General features: G+C 63.1%; 19 protein-coding genes. 9 read left to right on the forward strand and 10 right to left on the reverse strand.

The genetic code is table 11. The features are described 5' to 3' along the window. Nucleotides 1-172: 172 nt before the first annotated feature. Nucleotides 173-1,627, forward strand: a complete 1,455-nt coding sequence (gene pyk, locus FS777_RS14135) for a pyruvate kinase (protein WP_027914526.1) — start codon at nt 173-175, stop codon at nt 1,625-1,627. A gap of 80 nt (nt 1,628-1,707) precedes the next feature. Here the strand turns inward: pyk and FS777_RS14140 are convergent, their stop codons facing one another. Further along, the gene (locus FS777_RS14140) at nt 1,708-2,628 is read right to left on the reverse strand and encodes an iron-sulfur-binding ferredoxin reductase (protein ID WP_145256100.1); all 921 of its coding nucleotides are present in this window, start codon (nt 2,626-2,628) and stop codon (nt 1,708-1,710) included. Nucleotides 2,629-2,908: 280 nt separating this feature from the next. On the opposite strand from FS777_RS14140, the gene FS777_RS14145 reads away from it, so the two are divergent. Next, the gene (locus tag FS777_RS14145; protein ID WP_058603255.1) at nt 2,909-4,432 is read left to right on the forward strand and encodes a fumarate hydratase; all 1,524 of its coding nucleotides are present in this window, start codon (nt 2,909-2,911) and stop codon (nt 4,430-4,432) included. A 107-nt stretch (nt 4,433-4,539) separates the two neighbouring features. On the opposite strand, the gene FS777_RS14150 is transcribed toward FS777_RS14145, so the two are convergent. Together FS777_RS14150 and FS777_RS14155 are read right to left on the reverse strand one after the other, a co-directional pair. Beyond that, nucleotides 4,540-5,409, reverse strand: a complete 870-nt coding sequence (locus tag FS777_RS14150; protein ID WP_058637127.1) for a carbon-nitrogen hydrolase family protein — start codon at nt 5,407-5,409, stop codon at nt 4,540-4,542. Further along, nucleotides 5,406-5,996 carry a GNAT family N-acetyltransferase gene (locus FS777_RS14155; protein WP_058603257.1) on the reverse strand — a complete coding sequence of 197 codons (591 nt, stop codon included), beginning with the start codon at nt 5,994-5,996 and terminating at the stop codon, nt 5,406-5,408. The genes FS777_RS14150 and FS777_RS14155 overlap by 4 nt, the downstream gene beginning before the upstream one ends. Before the next feature lie 115 nt (nt 5,997-6,111). Here FS777_RS14155 and FS777_RS14160 point away from each other — a divergent pair, with 115 nt between their 5' ends. Beyond that, on the forward strand, nt 6,112-6,510 hold the full coding sequence (locus FS777_RS14160) for a nuclear transport factor 2 family protein (RefSeq protein WP_027914521.1): 399 nt from the start codon (nt 6,112-6,114) through the stop codon (nt 6,508-6,510). Nucleotides 6,511-6,535: 25 nt separating this feature from the next. Here the strand turns inward: FS777_RS14160 and FS777_RS14165 are convergent, their stop codons facing one another. From FS777_RS14165 to FS777_RS14175, 3 genes are read right to left on the reverse strand one after another with little or no spacing between them, the layout of a single operon-like run. Further along, entirely contained in the window at nt 6,536-7,114 is a 579-nt protein-coding gene (locus FS777_RS14165; RefSeq protein WP_058637230.1) for a DJ-1/PfpI family protein, read from the reverse strand. Nucleotides 7,115-7,165: 51 nt separating this feature from the next. Continuing rightward, nucleotides 7,166-8,323, reverse strand: coding sequence for a phosphatidylserine/phosphatidylglycerophosphate/cardiolipin synthase family protein (locus FS777_RS14170; protein WP_145256103.1), 1,158 nt, complete (start codon nt 8,321-8,323; stop codon nt 7,166-7,168). Nucleotide 8,324: 1 nt separating this feature from the next. Then, entirely contained in the window at nt 8,325-8,906 is a 582-nt protein-coding gene (locus tag FS777_RS14175) for a YceI family protein (RefSeq protein WP_058637130.1), read from the reverse strand. A gap of 206 nt (nt 8,907-9,112) precedes the next feature. On the opposite strand from FS777_RS14175, the gene FS777_RS14180 reads away from it, so the two are divergent. Both FS777_RS14180 and FS777_RS14185 read left to right on the forward strand, forming a co-directional pair. Then, nucleotides 9,113-9,868, forward strand: a complete 756-nt coding sequence (locus FS777_RS14180; protein WP_145256106.1) for a GNAT family N-acetyltransferase — start codon at nt 9,113-9,115, stop codon at nt 9,866-9,868. Next, entirely contained in the window at nt 9,865-10,656 is a 792-nt protein-coding gene (locus tag FS777_RS14185; protein WP_256675174.1) for a 1-acyl-sn-glycerol-3-phosphate acyltransferase, read from the forward strand. Before FS777_RS14180 ends, FS777_RS14185 begins: the two co-directional genes overlap by 4 nt. A 36-nt stretch (nt 10,657-10,692) precedes the next feature. Here FS777_RS14185 and FS777_RS14190 read toward each other — a convergent pair whose 3' ends face one another. Then, a complete protein-coding gene (locus tag FS777_RS14190; RefSeq protein ID WP_058637133.1) occupies nt 10,693-11,289 on the reverse strand; it encodes an ACP phosphodiesterase in 597 nt (198 codons plus the stop codon). Between the two features lie 113 nt (nt 11,290-11,402). Between FS777_RS14190 and FS777_RS14195 the strand changes: the two genes are divergently transcribed. Next, nucleotides 11,403-12,452 (forward strand): alkene reductase, encoded by a 1,050-nt coding sequence (locus tag FS777_RS14195; protein WP_058637134.1) that lies wholly within the window; start codon nt 11,403-11,405, stop codon nt 12,450-12,452. 42 nt (nt 12,453-12,494) lie between these two features. Here the strand turns inward: FS777_RS14195 and FS777_RS14200 are convergent, their stop codons facing one another. The 3 genes from FS777_RS14200 to FS777_RS14210 form a co-directional block, all read right to left on the reverse strand. Further along, complete coding sequence (locus FS777_RS14200; protein ID WP_058637135.1) at nt 12,495-13,325, reverse strand: hypothetical protein; 831 nt, start codon at nt 13,323-13,325, stop codon at nt 12,495-12,497. Nucleotides 13,326-13,409: 84 nt separating this feature from the next. Continuing rightward, nucleotides 13,410-14,405, reverse strand: coding sequence for an NAD(P)-dependent oxidoreductase (locus FS777_RS14205; protein WP_058637136.1), 996 nt, complete (start codon nt 14,403-14,405; stop codon nt 13,410-13,412). Nucleotides 14,406-14,455: 50 nt separating this feature from the next. Next, nucleotides 14,456-15,346, reverse strand: coding sequence for a LysR family transcriptional regulator ArgP (locus FS777_RS14210; RefSeq protein WP_058637137.1), 891 nt, complete (start codon nt 15,344-15,346; stop codon nt 14,456-14,458). A 91-nt stretch (nt 15,347-15,437) separates the two neighbouring features. On the opposite strand from FS777_RS14210, the gene FS777_RS14215 reads away from it, so the two are divergent. The 3 genes from FS777_RS14215 to FS777_RS14225 all read left to right on the forward strand — a co-directional run bounded on the left by FS777_RS14215 (nt 15,438) and on the right by FS777_RS14225 (nt 19,173). Next, nucleotides 15,438-16,037 carry a LysE/ArgO family amino acid transporter gene (locus tag FS777_RS14215; protein WP_058603268.1) on the forward strand — a complete coding sequence of 200 codons (600 nt, stop codon included), beginning with the start codon at nt 15,438-15,440 and terminating at the stop codon, nt 16,035-16,037. Nucleotides 16,038-16,287: 250 nt separating this feature from the next. Further along, complete coding sequence (locus FS777_RS14220; RefSeq protein ID WP_023534404.1) at nt 16,288-16,884, forward strand: superoxide dismutase; 597 nt, start codon at nt 16,288-16,290, stop codon at nt 16,882-16,884. Nucleotides 16,885-17,118: 234 nt separating this feature from the next. Further along, nucleotides 17,119-19,173: a bifunctional diguanylate cyclase/phosphodiesterase gene (locus FS777_RS14225; protein WP_058637138.1), complete on the forward strand. Its 2,055-nt coding sequence runs from the start codon at nt 17,119-17,121 to the stop codon at nt 19,171-19,173. Nucleotides 19,174-19,247 lie beyond the last annotated feature (74 nt).

The raw sequence follows: 19,247 nt of genomic DNA on the forward strand, positions 1-19,247 counted from the left end.
GGATTCTTCAACGATCGGCACTTACCGCGTTTGTTGACCGACACATACCAGCCAACAAACCCGTGCCCCTGTCACCTGCACAGTTTTCCAAAGCCAGGTAGTGCAACCTAACGATGACTACAGCCCGATTCAGGAGTAGCCTCTCGCTGCGCTTCACTATAGGAGTCTGTGCATGACCATCCGCCGTACCAAAATCGTCGCCACCCTTGGCCCCGCCAGCAATTCGCCGGAAGTGATCGAACAGTTGATCCTCGCCGGCCTGGACGTGGCTCGCCTGAACTTCTCTCATGGCACTCCGGACGAGCATAAGGCACGCGCCCGCCTGATCCGTGAAATCGCTGCCAAGAATGGCCGTCACGTGGCCTTGCTCGGCGACCTGCAGGGTCCGAAGATCCGCATCGCCAAGTTCGCCAACAAGCGCATCGAACTGAAAGTCGGTGACACCTTCACCTTCTCGACCGCTCATCCGCTGACAGAAGGCAACCAGGACATCGTCGGTATCGACTACCCCGACCTGGTCAAGGACTGTGGCGTTGGCGACGAACTGCTGCTCGACGATGGCCGCGTGGTCATGCGCGTCGAAACCGCCACCGCCGACGCCCTGCACTGCGTGGTGATCATCGGTGGCCCGCTGTCGGACCACAAGGGCATCAACCGCAAAGGTGGCGGTCTGACTGCACCGGCCCTGACCGAGAAGGACAAAGCCGACATCAAGCTGGCTGCCGAGATGGACCTGGACTACCTGGCCGTATCCTTCCCGCGTGACGCCAGCGACATGGAATACGCCCGCAAACTGCGTGACGAGTCCGGTGGCAGCGCCTGGCTGGTGGCCAAGATCGAACGCGCCGAAGCGGTTGCCGACGACGAAACCCTCGACAAGCTCATCGCAGCCTCCGACGCCGTCATGGTTGCCCGTGGTGACCTGGGCGTGGAAATCGGCGACGCCGAGCTGATCGCCATCCAGAAGAAGATCATCCAGCACGCCCGCCGCAACAACAAGGCAGTGATCGTCGCGACCCAGATGATGGAGTCGATGATCCAGAACCCGATGCCGACCCGTGCCGAAGTGTCCGACGTGGCAAACGCCGTGCTCGACAACACCGATGCCGTGATGCTGTCGGCCGAAAGCGCCGCCGGGTCATACCCGATCGAAGCGGTCCAGGCCATGGCGCGCATCTGCCTGGGTGCCGAGAAGCACCCGACCAGCCAGCGCTCCAGCCACCGCCTGCACACCACGTTCGAGCGCTGCGACGAAAGCATCGCCCTGGCAGCCATGTACACGGCCAACCACTTCCCGGGTGTGAAGGCGATCATCGCTCTGACCGAGAGCGGTTATACGCCACTGATCATGTCGCGCCTGCGCTCGCACGTGCCAATCTTCGCCCTGTCTCCGCACCGCGCCACCCAGGCCCGTGCCTCGATGTTCCGCGGTGTTTACCCGATCGATTTCGACCCGGCATCGCTACCGGCCGACAAGGTCAGCCAGGCCGCCGTGGACGAGCTGCTCAAGCGTGGGCTGGTCGAGCAAGGTGACTGGGTGATCCTCACCAAGGGCGACAGCTACCACACCATCGGCGGGACCAACGGCATGAAGATCCTGCATGTCGGTGATCCGCTGGTCGGCTGATCGGCTGACGAGCCAGGGTTGCTTCGCGCGCGTTCCCCCGTGCGCAAGCGGCCCTGTTCAGGCACCGCAGATACGTCGGCTCAGGCGTGCTCGACAAAGCTGTCTGCAAACACCTGCCCCCTCGGCACCCCAGCGATGAACAGCCGTCGGGCAAAGCGTTCGACGCTGGCGGGCGCGCCGCACAGCAAGGCCAAAGTCTGTCTCGATGAAGGCCGCAGCGCAGCCAGTGCCTCCTCCAGCTGCGCGACCATCACCAATTCCACGTTTACACCTGGCAACTGCTGCAACGGCGCTGCCAAGTAGTGCCCTGCGCGGTCGCGGGCCACGTGCAGCAACCTGATCTCCCCCTGATGGCCTTGGCGCAAGGCTTCGCGCACGATGCCCCACAGCGGTGCAAGCCCGGTACCGGCAGCCAGTAGCCATAACGGTCTGTCCTGCCAGTCAAGGTCGTAATGCAATGCCCCGCCCCTCACCTCGCCAACGCGCAACACATCCCCCACTTCCAGCGCCCGCGCCCGGTCACAGAATGCACCGGGGTGCTGGCAATCGATATGAAATTCCAGGTAATCGTCTTCACCCGGCAGGCTGGCCAGCGAATAGGGCCGCGCCACCCCACCCAACCAGAGCACCGCGTGCTGGCCCGGCTGGTAGCGGACGCTGCGCTCGGTCCGCAGGCGCAACCGCAGCACATCACCGAACCAGTCCAGTTCGCTGACAGTGCCACCTACACCGTCGCGCAACGGATCGAACACCTCCACGCGCAGGTCTTCGACCACGCGGCACTGGCAAGCCAGGCGCCAGCCCACGGCATGCCTGTCCAGCGCCAGGGCTTCTGGCAGGGCGTCGAGGGGCAACCCGTCCTCACACCGTACCAGGCACGCATGGCAGCTCCCTGCGCGGCAGCTGTAGGGCACCCCGAGCCCTGCCTCGTTCAGGGCATCGAGCAAGTTGGCACCCGTCGGCACCGCCCAACAACGCGTGCCCACCCTAATTTCGGGCATGTTCACTCACCTGTTCAAACCCCTTGTGCCGATGGACGCGACCGCGCGCCCGTCGAGTCTAATGCCCTGTCCTGTGCCTAGCAGCAAAAAGGATGCCGGCTACCGGCCAGACCATGGTCCTGACCACTCGCAGGTGTTTCACAGGGGCAGGCGCGCTATACTGCCGCGCCTTTTTTGCGTCGGCAGGCTGTCGGCGCGCCTTTGCAAGGCGTTTCGACAGGCTGGTCGGCTCCGTCGAACGTCTCACTGAATGTTCCCGTCTTTAAAAGGAGCGCGCTGCATGACCGTGATCAAGCAAGACGACCTGATTCAGAGCGTTGCCGACGCCCTGCAATTCATCTCGTACTACCACCCCGTCGATTTCATCCAGGCCATGCACGAGGCCTACCTGCGCGAAGAGTCGCCGGCTGCCCGCGACTCCATCGCCCAGATCCTGATCAACTCGCGCATGTGTGCCACCGGTCACCGGCCTATCTGCCAGGACACCGGCATCGTCACCGTATTCGTGCGCGTGGGTATGGATGTGCGCTGGGACGGCGCCACCCTGAGCGTCGACGACATGATCAACGAAGGTGTGCGCCGCGCCTACAACCTGCCTGAAAACGTGCTGCGCGCATCGATCCTGGCCGACCCGGCCGGTGCCCGCAAGAACACCAAGGACAACACCCCGGCCGTTATCCACTACTCCATCGTCCCCGGCGACAAGGTCGAGGTGGATGTTGCAGCCAAGGGCGGCGGTTCGGAAAACAAGTCCAAAATGGCCATGCTCAACCCGTCCGACTCCATCGTCGACTGGGTACTCAAGACCGTTCCGACCATGGGCGCTGGCTGGTGCCCGCCTGGCATGCTGGGCATCGGTATCGGCGGCACTGCCGAAAAAGCCGCGGTCATGGCCAAGGAAGTGCTCATGGAGTCCATCGACATCCATGAGCTCAAGGCACGCGGCCCGCAGAACCGCCTGGAAGAAATCCGCCTGGAGCTGTTCGAGAAGGTCAACCAACTGGGCATCGGCGCCCAGGGCCTCGGTGGCCTGACCACCGTGCTCGACGTCAAGATCATGGACTACCCGACCCACGCCGCCTCGCTGCCGGTGTGCATGATCCCCAACTGCGCGGCCACTCGCCACGCCCACTTCGTGCTCGACGGCACAGGCCCTGCGGAGCTCGAAGCGCCTTCGCTGGACGCCTACCCCGAGATCGTCTGGGAAGCGGGGCCAAGCGCCCGTCGTGTCAACCTCGACAGCATCACGCCCGAAGAAGTGGCCAGCTGGAAACCGGGTGAAACCATCCTGCTCAACGGCAAGATGCTGACCGGCCGGGACGCAGCCCACAAGCGCATGGTCGAAATGCTCAACCGCGGCGAAGCACTGCCGGTGGATCTCAAGGGCCGCTTCATCTACTACGTCGGCCCGGTCGACCCGGTAGGCGACGAAGTGGTCGGCCCTGCTGGCCCCACCACCGCCACGCGCATGGACAAGTTCACCCGCCAGATTCTGGAGCAGACCGGTCTGCTGGGCATGATCGGCAAGTCCGAGCGCGGCCCGACCGCCATCGAAGCGATCAAGGACAACAAGGCCGTCTACCTGATGGCCGTAGGTGGCGCCGCCTATCTGGTTGCGCAAGCCATCCGCAAATCCAAGGTCCTGGCCTTTGCCGAGCTGGGTATGGAAGCCATCTACGAGTTCGAGGTCAAGGACATGCCCGTGACCGTGGCCGTGGACAGCAACGGTGAGTCGGTGCACATCACAGGCCCCGCCTTGTGGCAGAGCAAGATTGCCCAGAGCCTGGCCGTCGAAGTGAAGTAACCCATGGCAACAGCGGGCGGCGCTTTCACGGGCCGCTCGCGTGCGCAGCAATGCGCAGCCCAACCTGCGGCGGCGGACCTTGATGCCAGGGCCCGCCGCCGTTGCGTTTAAAGACGTTCGAATTGTTCGGGCCAGTCCCTGCGGGTAAATACCTGCCCCTGCTGCCTGACCCGGCGCACGGCCTCCAGGTCCAGATCGCACACCAGCCAACGGCTGCACTGCGGGTCGAGCGATTCGCTCAGAGCCATTACCCCATCCCCCGGCATGCCACGATCAGGCGGCACGAACAGCCCTGCCCGGCCTAGGTTCTCGTCCAATGCCGGCGACCAGGGTGCCAGCCCTACGGTCGGGCTCTGCAATACGGCCAGCTGGTTCTCCAAGGCGCGTGCCTGAGCCCCGATCCGTACACGGTGATAGCCGGCTTCGGTGTCGGTGCAGCTCGGCGCCAGGATCAGGTCAGCCCCACGCTCTGCCAACCGGCGTGCCAAGAGCGGGAACTCATTGTCGTAACAGACCAGGATGCCAAGACGGCCCAGATCGGTGTCGAACACCGTCAGCCCATGGCCTGCGGCAATGCCCCACTGTTCCCGCTCAAAGCGGGTCATCATCAGCTTGTCCTGATGCCCTAGCGCGCCTTTGGGGCCAAACAGCCAGGCGCGGTTGCGGTAGGCGCCGTCGCTGTCCAGTACCGGAAGCGTGCCTGGTTGCAGGTAGATGCCCCAACGCTTGGCCAGGCCTGCACACAGGGCCTTCCACGGCTCGATCAAAGGCTGGATGCCTGCAATGGAAGCCTTCAGGTCCCCCCGCTGCTCGGGTGTCAGCTGCCCGCTGAGCACCAGCCCTGCATATTCGGGCAGCAGCAGCAGGCGCGCGCCCGCCTCCACCGCCTCTGCACACAAGCCCTGCAGGTGGTCGGCATAAGCCTCCCAGGTTTCGTGCAGCTCAATGGCGTATTGGCAGGCCGCGACACGGATCAAAGGGGCAGTTCCTTGAGCCAGAACGACATCAGCTTGTCCGAGCTTTCCTGCTCGTCCAGGTCGCGCCAGGCATACCGGGTACGCAGTGATGGGTCATGGAGGAAACCGCGGTTGCGCCAGAACCCATGCAAAGGCTTGTAGTCGGCCGGGCGGCGCGGATGTACACCGGGCCGCTCCACGGCGCAGAACGCGCAGTAATCGAACTCGGCCAGTTTGTGGGCATAGGATTCGCGTTCGATGAAAAAACGTACCCCAAGCCCCTGCCCTCGGTATGGCGGCAGAACCACAGACTCGCCGAAATAGTAGACGCTGGCCGGGTCGCGGCCCTGGGCCACGAACGGCTCCTGGAACTCGGGCGCAACGTCGACCAGGGGCAGGCCCGTGGAGGCGCCCACTACCTTGTCCTCATCCATGGCCAGCACCACCAGGCTGCGCCCGGAACGGGCATAGGCGGCCAGGTAGTCGGCTTCGTACTCGGGCGAGCCATCGTAGAGGTAGGGGAACTCGCGGAACACAGTTAGGCGCAGACGAGCGAGGTCATCGATATAGGGCGCGATGGCGGCGCCGTGCAGTAGGCGTATTTGCATGCTTGGCGGTCGTTTTGTCGATGTGGATGACGCGCTCGGCTAAGCCGGGCTTGAGGGGAAACCCTATCATCCAGGCCAACGACACGCCTTTTCCCTACACGACAGGTAATGTTCCATGACCGCTACCGAATTGGTAAACGCTTACTACGCCGCGTTCAACGCAGGTGACATGCCAGGGTTTCTGGCCCTGCTCAGCGAAGATGTGATTCACGACATCAATCAGGGTGAGCGGCAGATGGGCAAGGCCAGGTTCGCCGCCTTCATGGACAAGATGAACCGCTGCTACCGCGAGCGCCTGGCCGACATCGTGGTGATGCAGAATGCCGACGGCAGTCGCGCGGCGGCGGAATTCACCGTACACGGGCAATATGTGGCCGATGACGAAGGCCTGCCTGCGGCCACCGGCCAGACCTATGTCCTGCCGGCCGGCGCGTTCTTCTATATCCATTGCGGCAAGATCGCCCGCGTAACCAACTACTACAACCTCAACGATTGGGTCGAGCAAGTCGGCTGACCCATGGACTGGCCGGCCTGATGAGTCAGAGGATACGGGTGCCCAACACCTTCAAAAACGCCGCCAACCACGCAGGGTGAGCCGGCCAGGCGGGCGCAGTGACCAGGTTGCCGTCCACATGGGCCTGGTCCACCGCAATGTCGATATAGGTGCCGCCGGCCAGGCGCACCTCGGGCGCGCAGGCCGGGTACGCACTGCACTCCCGGCCTTTGAGCACCCCGGCAGCGGCTAGCAACTGGGCGCCGTGACACACGGCAGCGATGGGCTTGCCTGCCTGGTCGAACGCTCGCACCAGCTCGAGCACTTTCTCGTTAAGGCGCAGGTATTCCGGGGCACGCCCGCCCGGGATTACCAGTGCATCGTAACTTTCGGCGCGGGCCCGGACGAAATCGTGGTTCAGGGCAAACTGGTGCCCCGGCTTTTCACTGTAGGTCTGGTCGCCTTCGAAGTCGTGGATAGCCGTGCGCACGGTCTGGCCCGCCACCTTTTCCGGGCACACGGCGTGCACGGTATGCCCAACCATGCTCAGCGCCTGGAAGGGCACCATGACCTCGTAGTCCTCGACGTAATCGCCCACCAGCATGAGTATCTTCTTAACCGTCATCGCATCCATTCCCTCGATTGCCTGTGAACCGTCATTGCACGATAGCTGCGCTCAGTCGCGCCGGTCGAGCACGTTGGCCACCAACCGGTCCAGCCATCCCCAGATGCGCTGTTTGACCCGTCGCCAGAACGGCCTGGCGTTCCAATGCGCCAGGTCAACTTCCTCGCTCAGGGCAAAATCGCGTTCGAAACTTTCGACCACCGCGCTCGTCAGCGGCAGGTCCAACGCTTCTATATTGGCCTCCAGATTGAAGCGCAGGTTCCAATGGTCGAAGTTGCAGGACCCGATGCTGACCCAATCGTCCACCACCACCATCTTCAGGTGCAGAAAGCACGGCTGATACTCGAAAATACGCACGCCAGCGCGCAGCAGGCGTGGATAGTACCGGTGACCGGCATACCGTACCGAAGGATGATCGGTGCGCGGGCCGGTGAGCAGCAACCGCACATCGACGCCCTTGCCAGCTGCGCGGCGCAGCGAGCGACGCACGCTCCAGGTCGGCAGAAAGTAAGGCGTGGCCAGCCAAATGCGCTGCTTGCCGCTGTTGAGGGCACGTACCAATGAATGCAGGATGTCCTGATGCTGGCGGGCGTCGGCATAGGCCACCCGGCCCATGCCCTGCCCTTGCGCAGGCACCTTGGGCAGGCGCGGCAGGCCGAAGCCCTCGGCAGGGCGCCAGGCCGTGCGGCGATGGTTGGCCTGCCACTGGCGATCAAACAGCAATTGCCAGTCGCTCACCACCGGGCCTTGCATCAGCACCATCACCTCGTGCCATTCGCTGCTGGGCTGGCCCGGTTGCCAGAACTCATCGGTAACCCCGGTACCGCCCACCACCGCCCACTGCTCGTCGACCACAAGCAACTTGCGATGGTCGCGGTACAGATTGCGCAGCCCGCGTCTCCAGTGCAGCCGGTTGTACCAGCGCAGATACACGCCGGCATCCACCAGACGTTGCCGCAGCTTGGCGCTCAAGGCCAGCGACCCGTAATAATCGAACAGGCAGCGCACCCGCACCCCGCGGCGGGCGGCCTGTTCCAGCACCTGGACCACAGCCTCGGCGCAGGCCCCGGACTCGACCAGGTACAGTTCCAGGTCCACCTGCGTCTGGGCATGCTCAATGGCCGACAGCATGCGGGGGAAGAATTGTGGCCCATCGATCAGCAGCTCGAACTGGTTGCCATCCCGCCAGGGGAAGACCGGGCCCGGCATGTCAGCGCGCAGTGAAGATCAGTACCGCATTGACCGGTACGGACGGGTTGATGGCCTTAAGGTTGGCGAACTTGCGCAGGGCTTGCAGCCCTGGCATCAGGCCGAAATCCTCGGCGCGCAGCACCAGGGGCTCCAGGGTGACGACCTGGAACCGACGCTCGTCCAGGCGGGTGGCCAACAGCAAGGCGTCGTAGCGGTGGGACTGACCGTGCAACGTTACCGTCAGCGGTAGGCGCAATTCGATCTGCGCACCGTTGGCCAGGTCGTTGATCGGGCGCAGATCCAGCTGCGCCTGCACGGTCGCTTCGGCAAACCGTGCGACGTCGAACAATGTGTCCCGCATGCGCTCATCCCGCAACGGGACGCCGCTGCTGACCGAATCCATCTCGATACGAAGGCTAGCGGCGCCCTTGCGGTCCACCGTGCCATGCAGCACCAGGAAGCGGTGCACCTGCGCCGCTTCGCCGTTGGTGCCGGTGATGAACGACAGGCGAGACGACTCGCCGTCAAGGTGCCAATTGGCGTGTGCGGGCAGGCACAACGCAAGCAGCAGTGCAGGCCATAGGCGGAGTGACTTGAGCATGAGGGGTCTCGAAAATGCAGGCGACTCACCTTACCGCGCAGGTCTTTGGCACAGCAAGCGCCAGCACGTTCGCCGCCACGCCCAACCGGCGGGTCATGCAAGCATCATCGAACCTTCATCGCCATGACATCCCGTGTTTCTAGCCTGAACGCGCACATAAAAGCCTACCGGCCACCCTTGCATGGCTGGTTTTATGGAGACTCGTAATGACGCGAATCGCTCATGTTGCCGACACCTGCACCGGACACCGCCTGCACGCCGAGCGCCTGATGGGTCACGCCGCGTTGCGGGAGGCTCAGGCCCTGCGCTATCAGGTCTTCAGCGAAGCGTTCGATGCAAGGTTCAAGGGTGCCGAGCACGGCCTGGACCAGGACGAATTTGACCCGCACTGCCGTCATATCGGCGTACGCGATGTCATCACCGGACGGCTGGTGGCCACCACGCGACTGCTCGACCACGAGGCGGCCAGCAACCTGGGCCGCTTCTACAGCGAGGAGGGGTTCAGCCTGCAAGGGTTGCTGCAACTCCAGGGCCCCATCCTGGAAGTGGGTCGTACCTGTGTGGCCGCGCCGTACCGCAACGGGGGCACCATTGCCACGCTCTGGAGCGAGCTGGCCGACGTACTCAACGAAGGCGGTTATCGCTACCTGATGGGTTGCGCCAGCATCTCGATGCAAGACGGCGGGGTGCAGGCGCATGCCGTCATGCAACGCCTGCGCGAACGCCACCTGTGCACCCAGGACCTGCGTGCCGAACCTCGCAATCCGTTACCGCCGCTGACGTTGCCGGATAACGTGAGCGCCCAGATGCCGGCCTTGCTCAAGGCCTACATGCGCCTGGGCGCCAAGGTATGTGGCGAACCGTGCTGGGATGAAGACTTTCAGGTCGCCGATGTGTTCATCCTGCTCAAGCGCGAGGCGCTGTGCCCGCGCTACGCCCGTCACTTCAAGGCCGCTGTGTGAGGGGCCGTCTTCGGCAGGTGGGGCGCCTGATTCACCTGCTGGTGGTGGTGGTGCTGGGGCTGCTGATGGCCAGCCTGCTCGTCATCGGGATGCACCTTGGCATCAAAACCTCGCTCGAACGCCGGCAACGCTGGACCCGGCTGTTCATGCGGCGCCTGGTAGCAGCACTGCCCTTCGAAGTCTGCGTGACGGGCAAGCTGCCGAGCACGCCCATGCTGTGGGTCGGCAACCATGTGTCCTGGACCGACATCCCCCTGCTGGGCATGCTGGCGCCTATGTCGTTTCTGTCCAAGGCGGAGGTCCGGCACTGGCCGCTTGCCGGGTGGCTGGCCGAGCAGGCAGGCACCCTGTTCATCAGGCGCGGCGCCGGCGATGGGCAGCAGCTACGCGTGCAGATCGGCCAGCAGTTGGTCACAGGCCACCCCCTGCTGCTGTTCCCCGAAGGCACGACCACCGACGGGCACCAGCTCAGGACGTTTCATGGGCGCCTGTTGGCGGCAGCCATCGACCAGGGCATCGCCGTGCAACCGGTGGCCATCCAATACCAGCGGCGGGGCCAGATCGACTCCTTGGCGCCCTTCGTGGGGGATGATGATCTAGTGTCACACCTGCTGCGGTTGCTGGCACAACCTCGCGGCCAAGTGCGCATTCACCTGCTCGATCCACTGACAAGTCATGGCAAGGGCCGCACGCTGCTGGCGCTCCAGGCCCAGCGTTCGATCCATCAGGCGCTCTACGGCACACCAGAGCCACCGGTACTTCACAGGCCGTGTGCGACCGCCACCTGAACGCAGCGCCCTGGCGCCAACCACGCGGCAGATCAGTCAATCAACGAGCGGGCCGGCCTGTGCCCGATGGCTGGCAGCGAAGGCTTGTACCAGGGGGTAGAACGCGCGGAAATCATCGAGCAACGGCACGTACAGGCGATCAAGTTCCTCCATGACCCCTGCCAAGCCTTCAGGCCGTGACAAGCGCCGGGCGATCCCGGCGAACACCTGTTCTAGCGTGGCGAAGTCAGCATAGGAGCCCAGCCAGTCAGACTGCGCCATGGAAGGCGCGATGTGGGCCAACCGGCCCGGCAGCGCGGGCTCGGCCAACAGCACCTGATAGAACCCATGGGTGAACTGACGCAGCGGCTGGCGCCCATATTCAGGCCAGTGACGCGCCAGGCAGTGGTCGAAGAAGACGTCCAGCGCAATCCCCGCAAACCGGCGTCGCACCTGCGTAAAACGCGCCAGGGAGGCCAGCACGACAGGGTGCGTGTCAGTGAAACTGTCGATGTGCCGGTGCAGGCGGATGGACGCCTCGATTTGCGGCGCGAACCGCCCTTCCAGCGAGCCTTTGACGAAGTCCCCGTAGAGGCTGCCCAGCAACTGCTGTGGGGCTGGTCCCCCAAGGTGAAGGTGTGCAAGATAATTCATGGCGCCAGTCTATCACTTGCCTGGAATGCATCGCCGCCGAGCGATATACCGTCTGGCTATCTGTTCGGAACACTTAAAGCTTTGCGACTCCCTTTGACTCTCAGGTATCCGTCATGACCACGCTATTCGATCCAATCACCCTGGGCGACCTGGAACTGCCCAATCGCATCATCATGGCCCCACTCACCCGCTGCCGCGCAGACGCCGGCCGCGTGCCGAACGCACTGATGGCCGAATACTATGTGCAACGTGCCAGTGCCGGCCTGATCATCAGCGAGGCGACCTCGGTCAGCCCCATGGGCGTGGGCTACCCGGACACGCCGGGCATATGGAGCGCTGAACAGGTCAGGGGCTGGACCAATGTCACCAATGCCGTGCATGCCGCTGGCGGCCGAATCTTCTTGCAGCTGTGGCATGTGGGCCGCATTTCCCATCCACGCTACCTCGATGGCCAGTTACCGGTCGCACCCAGCGCTATCCAACCCAAGGGGCACGTGAGTCTGGTTCGCCCGCTCAGCGACTACCCCACGCCTCGGGCGCTGGATACCGAAGAGATCAGCGACATCGTCGAGGCCTTCCGCACGGGCGCCGAAAACGCCAAGGCCGCAGGCTTTGACGGCGTCGAGATTCATGGCGCCAACGGCTATCTGCTCGACCAGTTCCTGCAAAGCAGCACCAACCAGCGTACTGACGCGTACGGCGGCTCGCTGGAAAACCGGGCCCGCCTGCTGCTGGAGATCACCGACGCCGTAGTCCAGGTATGGGGAGCGCAGCGCGTCGGGATGCACTTGGCGCCGCGCGCCGATGCCCACGACATGGGCGATACCGACCGTGCCCAGACCTTCACGTATGTGGCGCGGGAGTTGGGCAAGCGGGGCATTGCCTTCATCTGCTCACGGGAACGTGAGCGCGACGACAGCCTTGGCCCTGCACTCAAAGCAGCATTTGGCGGCGTCTATATCGTCAACGAAGGTTTCGACAAGGCCAGTGCCAATGCGGCCTTGGCCAATGGCAAGGCTGATGCCGTGGCCTTTGGCGTGCCGTTCATCGCCAACCCGGACTTGCCTGCACGCCTGGCTGGCGATGCGCCATTGAACGAAGCTCACCCAGAAACGTTCTATGGCCAAGGTCCGGTGGGGTACATCGATTACCCACGCCTGTAAGGCCTTAGACAGGGGCCAGGACCCGGCCCCTGTCCTTCCCGGTCAAGGCTTGGCGTTGATCTGCTGTTGCAGGTTCTGCAACTGGCTCTGGACGTTGTTCAGGTTACGGGTCATCTGACCACGAAACGCGTCGAACTCCTGCACCGATGCGCCACCGCCGGCCGTGGTATTGGGGCGGTTGTCCAGCTGGCTTTTGAGCACCAGCACATCCTGCTCCAGGCTTTCGATGGCGGCCTTGGGGTTGCCTTGTTTTTTCAGCGCCGCCACTTCCTCGCTCAGGCTCTTGAGTTGCCCGTCGAGCTTGCCCCCATCGACCTGGCCCGACTTGAGCGCTGCCAACTCGCCGTTCACCGCCTTCAACTGCGCCTGCAACTGCGTTTGCAGTTCTGTCACCGCCCTCTGCTGTTCACGGGTGTCGGCCAGGACCTGCTCCAGGCGCTTGCCAAGGTCCCCGGCCTGGCCCGCCACACCCGCCTGCTGCTTGCCCTGTTCGGCCAGACTGGCCTGCAACTGGCTGATCTGCTGCTTGAGGGCTTCACTGCCACTGTTGTTGGACGAGGCGCTGGCTTCGACCTTGCCGCTGATCGCTTGCAATCGCCCTGCCGCGTCTTCGCTGATGCGCGCGAAGCTCTCCTGGGTGGCGACCAGTTGCTGCTCCATCAGGGAGATCTGCCGATAGCTCCACCACCCTAGACAACCCAGGGCGATGAACGCGGCTACCAGCATCGCCCACAACGGGCCGGTGCTCGGTGGCCTGGTCGCTTGACGACGACTGCGCGGGACATGGGCCGCAAGCACCTCATCGTCGTCATCCGGCGTCCCTGCGCGCAAGGCCGGTACATCATCGAAATCATCGCGAGCATCAAAGCGCATGAGCATCCCACCACAGAGGTTGCAAATAAGCGGGATTATAAACCGCGCGCGCAGCCAGGTGATGCCCGACGTCGTCGTGAGCGCTTACCGGCCAGACGGCTGGTGTTTCCACCAGGTGCAGAATTCGTCCAATGCCGCCCATACGCTAGTGGTGGGCTGGTAGCCCAGGTACTGACTGGCGCGGCTGATGTCCAGGGTAAAATCGCGACTCATCACCTGCATGGCCAGGCGTGACAGCGTAGGCTCGGGCCGGCCCGGCCATAGGGCGCACGCCGCCTCGTTGAGCGCGGCCAGGCCGTAGGCCAGCCCATAGCCTCGGTAGCGGGTGACCTGGGGGAGCTGAAGCTGACGCAGGACATAGTTGATCACGTCCCATAGCGGCAAGGGCTGGCCATTGCTGATGTTGTACGCTTGCCCAAGCGCGCGCCCGTCAGCGAACACTGCGCTGTACAGCGCTTCGTTCAGGTTGTGAATACTGGTGAAGTCAACTTTGTTCAAGCCGTTGCCGATAATTGCCAGCCTGCCTTTGCGTTGCAGGTGCACCAGCCGCGGCAGCAGGCTCGTATCGCCTGCACCGATGACGAAACGTGGGCGCAGCGCCAATACTTCGAGGCCAAACTCTTGGGCACCGAAAACCTTCTGTTCGGCAATGAACTTGGTCCTGGCGTAGTGATTGGCAAACCGGCCGGGCACCTGATCCTCGCCAATGGCCATGCGTGAACGACCATTGAAGTAGATCGACGGCGAAGACAGGTGCACAAGACGACGTACGTGTTCCTTCAGGCAGCCTTCGACGACGTTCTCGGTGACCACCACGTTGCCCTGGGCGAACGTCTGATAGGGCCCCCAGTGCCCCACAGCACCGGCGCAATGCACCACCGCCTCGACGCCCTGGCACAGGCGCCGGGCCAATTCCGCGTCGCCAAGGTCGCCCGGGATGAACTGCGCGCCACGCCGCACCAGATGCTCCACACCTTCGGCACGCCGGCCACTGACCCGCACATCCAGCCCCCGCTCCAGGGCCAGCCGAGCGAAACGCCCGCCGATGAAGCCACTCGCGCCAGTGACCAGAATTCGCATGTAACACTCCGCCTTGCCTGATGTTCAGAAGCCTTTGACGCCCTTCGGCGCTACAACGGCACCAGCCAGTGGTGGGCGCTGTGGCGCAGGTGGTCGGTCAGCTGTGCCAGCAGTTGCCCGCCGTTACGCCAATGATGCCAGTACAACGGTACGTCGATCGGGGTATCGCTGCAGATTTCCACCAATTGGCCGCTTGCCAGTTGCTCGCGGGCCTGCAACTCCGGCACCAGCCCCCAACCCAACCCCGCTTCGGTCATGCGCAAAAAGCCTTCGGAAGAGGGGCACAAATGATGCAGAAAACCGTCCTGCATACCTAAAGAGGCCAAGTAGCGGTGCTGTAGAAAATCGTCGGGGCCATAGACGATTGCGGGCGTGCGAGCCAGGCGGCAGGCATCGAAGCCTTGGGCAAAATGCTGCTTCATGAAGGCAGGGCTGGCCAATGCCCGATAACGCATTGCCCCCAGAGCCAGGCTGCGGGCGCCGGCCACTGGGCGTTCGCTGCCGCACAGGCAGGCGGCCACGTCACCGGCGCGCATGCGCTTGAGACCTACTTCCTGGTCCTCGACTACCAGATCGGTAAGCACCTTGTGCTCGGCACAGAATTGCCCCACTGCGCCGGCCCACCACGTGGCCAGGCTATCGGCATTGAGCGCGATGCGCAGACGTTCCGGCATACCCCCGTCTTCGAGCGCGGGTACCTGGCGCTGCAAGTCGCGCTCTAGCAGGCGCACCTGCTGCACATGGTTGAGCAATTGCCGGCCTACCTCCGTCGGGCCAGGCGGAGCAATGCGAACCAGTACCGGCTGCCCCACGCGCGCCTCCAGCAACTTGATGCGCTGCGACACGGCCGATTGGGACAGGCCCAGCACCTGCGCTGCACGCTCGAAGCCGCCTTGCTCGACGACGGCAGCGAGGGCCGCAAGCAACTTGTAGTCGAACATCGATTTTCCTAATGACCGGTGAGCTTTATTGATTTTTCTTATAACCCGCAAGTTGTCACACTGGCCAGCATCTTTCGAGGAGTCGTCTTCCATGTGGCAGAGTTATCTCAATGGCCTGCTGGTCGCCCTGGGCCTGATCATGGCCATTGGCACGCAGAACGCATTCGTTCTGGCGCAAAGCCTGCGCCGCGAGCATCACTTGCCGGTAGCGGCGCTGTGCATCCTGTGTGATGCCCTGTTGGTCGCCGCAGGTGTGTTCGGTCTTGCCACGGCCTTGGCCCATAATCCGACGCTGCTGAGCGTTGCCCGCTGGGGGGGCGCGGTATTCCTCATCTGGTACGGGATCAAAGCCCTGCGCAGTGCCTTCTCCGACCAGAGCCTGCAGCACCAGCAGGGCCAGGGCATGCGTTCACGGCGGGCCGTGCTGCTCAGTGCCCTGGCGGTCACCTTGCTCAACCCCCACGTCTATCTTGACACTGTGCTGCTGATCGGCTCGCTCGGGGCCCAGCAGACGGCGCCAGGGGCCTACGTGGCGGGGGCTGCCAGCGCCTCGCTGCTATGGTTCTCGACCCTGGCGATCGGGGCGGCATGGTTGGCTCCCTGGCTGGCACGGCCAGGCACCTGGCGTTTGCTGGACCTGATGGTGGCCGTGATGATGTTTGCCGTGGCAGCGCAACTGATCTTCAACTGATCATTCGAGCCCAGGGTGCCAGCGCGTGACGTCCCTGCCCGTCCTGCCTGGAAACGACCGCCACCGGTCGCTGCCCGCCAAGGCACCTGGAACCTCTAATCCCTATGTTTGTTGCGTGGTTATGCGCCAAGGCTTGGTGCTATGATCCAGCCCTTGCGTCGCAAAGAGTACAAACTCGCCGACGCACATAGGGCCGCCCGTGATCGGCCCTGCGCAAACCGCGAACTAGACCTGAATCAGGAGATCTACCATGGCTTTTGAATTGCCGCCGCTGCCCTACGCCCACGATGCCCTGCAGCCGCACATCTCCAAGGAAACCCTGGAGTATCACCACGACAAGCACCACAACACCTATGTCGTGAACCTGAACAACCTGGTACCGGGCACCGAATTCGAAGGCAAGACCCTGGAAGAGATCGTCACCTCTTCGTCGGGTGGCATCTTCAACAACGCCGCTCAAGTGTGGAACCACACCTTCTACTGGAACTGCCTGTCGCCAAACGGCGGCGGCCAGCCGACCGGCGCCCTGGCAGAAGCCATCAACACCGCTTTCGGTTCCTTCGACAAGTTCAAGGAAGAGTTCACCAAGACGTCCGTCGGCACCTTCGGTTCCGGCTGGGGCTGGCTGGTCAAGAAAGCGGATGGTTCCCTGGCGCTGGCCAGCACCATCGGTGCCGGCAACCCGCTGACCAGCGGCGACACTCCGCTGCTGACCTGCGATGTCTGGGAACACGCCTACTACATCGACTACCGCAACCTGCGTCCAAAGTATGTCGAGGCGTTCTGGAACCTGGTCAACTGGGCCTTCGTGGCTGAGCAGTTCGAAGGCAAGACCTTCAAGGCCTGAGTCCAGCACTGTTCTTGAAGCCCGGCCACGTGCCGGGCTTTTTCATGCCTGCTACTGGACGATGCCGCACTTGCTCAGCGTGCATAGCGCGCTAACATCAAATTTCCGGTTTCTTGACGACGCCCACTCAAGTTACCCAGGGCTTCAACCGATACACTGCTAATGACCGTCCCGTAGTGAAAGGTCATGATTGATGGCAAAATAATGTCATTTGCATGGATTAAGGAACCTCCATTGAAGCTGGAATTGCGTAACAGCTTGTCGGTCAAGTTGCTCAGGGTCGTGCTCCTGGCGGCGCTAGCGGTCGGCGTCGTGCTCAGCTGTGCGCAAATCGTCTATGACACCTACAAGACCCGCCAGGCCGTCAACAATGACGCCCAGCGCATTCTTGACATGTTCCGCGATCCTTCTACACAGGCGGTCTACAGCCTGGACCGTGAAATGGGCATGCAGGTCATGGAAGGTCTGTTTCAGGACGAGTCGGTGCGAATGGCCTCCATCGGTCACCCCAACGAAACCATGCTGGCAGAAAAGTCCAGGCCGTTGCAGGACATGCCCCTGCGCTGGCTCACCGATCTGATTCTTGGCCAGGAGCGTACCTACACCACGCAGCTGGTAGGCCGGGGGCCCTACAGTGAATATTACGGCGACCTCAACATCACCCTCGACACGGCCGCCTATGGCGAAGACTTTCTGATCAACGCCGTGATCATCTTCATCTCCGGCGTGCTTCGGGCGCTTGCCATGGGGCTGGTGCTGTACCTGGTCTACCACTGGCTGTTGACTAAGCCACTCTCCAAAATCATCGAACACCTCACCCAGATCAATCCAGACCGCCCCAGCCAGCATCAGATCCCACTGATAAGGGGCCATGAGAAGAACGAACTGGGCCTTTGGGTGAACACCGCCAACCAGTTGCTGGCATCGATCGAACGCAATACCCACCTGCGCCATGAGGCCGAGAACAGTCTGCAGCGCATGGCCCAGTACGACTTCCTCACCGGCCTGCCCAATCGCCAGCAACTGCAGCAGCAACTGGACAAGATCCTGGTGGACGGTGGGCGCCTGCAACATCGAGTGGCCGTGCTCTGTGTAGGCCTTGACGACTTCAAGGGCATCAACGAGCAGTTCACCTATCAGGTCGGTGATCAGCTGCTGCTGGCCCTGGCCGATCGTCTGAGGGCCCACAGCGGACGCTTGGGCGCGCTGGCGCGGCTGGGGGGCGACCAGTTCGCCCTGGTGCAGGCCAACATCGAACAGCCCTACGAAGCGGCAGAGCTTGCACAAAGCATCCTCGATGATCTGGAGGTGCCCTTCGACCTGGACCACCACCAGCAGATCCGCCTGCGCGCCACCATTGGCATCACCCTGTTCCCGGAAGACGGCGACAGCACCGAGAAGCTCCTGCAAAAAGCCGAGCAGACCATGACCCTGGCCAAGGCGCGTTCACGCAATCGCTACCAGTTCTACATCGCCAGCGTGGACACCGAGATGCGCCGGCGCCGCGAACTGGAAAAGGACCTGCGCGAGGCCCTGCCACGCAACCAGCTGTACCTGGTCTACCAACCGCAGATCAGCTATCGCGATCATCGCGTTGTAGGGGTCGAGGCGTTGCTGCGCTGGCAGCATCCGGAACTGGGCATGGTGCCGCCCGATCAGTTCATACCGCTGGCCGAACAGAACGGCAGCATCATCGGGATCGGCGAGTGGGTGCTGGATCAGGCCTGCCGGCAGTTGCGCGAATGGCACGACCTGGGCTTCAGCGAGCTGCGCATGGCGGTCAACCTGTCCACTGTGCAACTTCACCACAGCGAACTGCCGCGGGTGGTGAACAATCTGCTCCAGGCCTATCGCCTGCCTCCGCGCAGCCTGGAACTGGAGGTGACCGAAACCGGCCTGATGGAGGACATCAGCACCGCAGCCCAGCACTTGCTGAGCCTGCGGCGTTCGGGCGCCCTGATCGCCATCGACGACTTCGGTACTGGGTACTCGTCTTTGAGCTACCTCAAGTCCTTGCCCTTGGACAAGATCAAGATCGACAAGAGCTTCGTGCAGGACCTGCTCGATGACGACGATGACGCGACCATCGTGCGCGCCATCATTCAGTTGGGCAAAAGCCTGGGCATGCAGGTCATTGCCGAAGGCGTGGAAACCGCCGAACAGGAAGCCTACATCATTGCCCAAGGCTGCCACGAGGGCCAGGGCTACCACTACAGCAAGCCGCTGTCGGCCCGGGAACTGACCAGCTTCCTCAGGCAGGCCCAGCGCAATCAGGTTTCCATGCTCTGAATGCACAGGTGAAACGCCGTGACCTGCTTTTACATGAATCGCAGGCTGAACCCTTTACAGCAAATGCAAATCTT

The sequence above is a fragment of the Pseudomonas sp. DE0157 genome (genome assembly GCF_007678615.1).
GTDB lineage: Bacteria > Pseudomonadota > Gammaproteobacteria > Pseudomonadales > Pseudomonadaceae > Aquipseudomonas > Aquipseudomonas parafulva_B.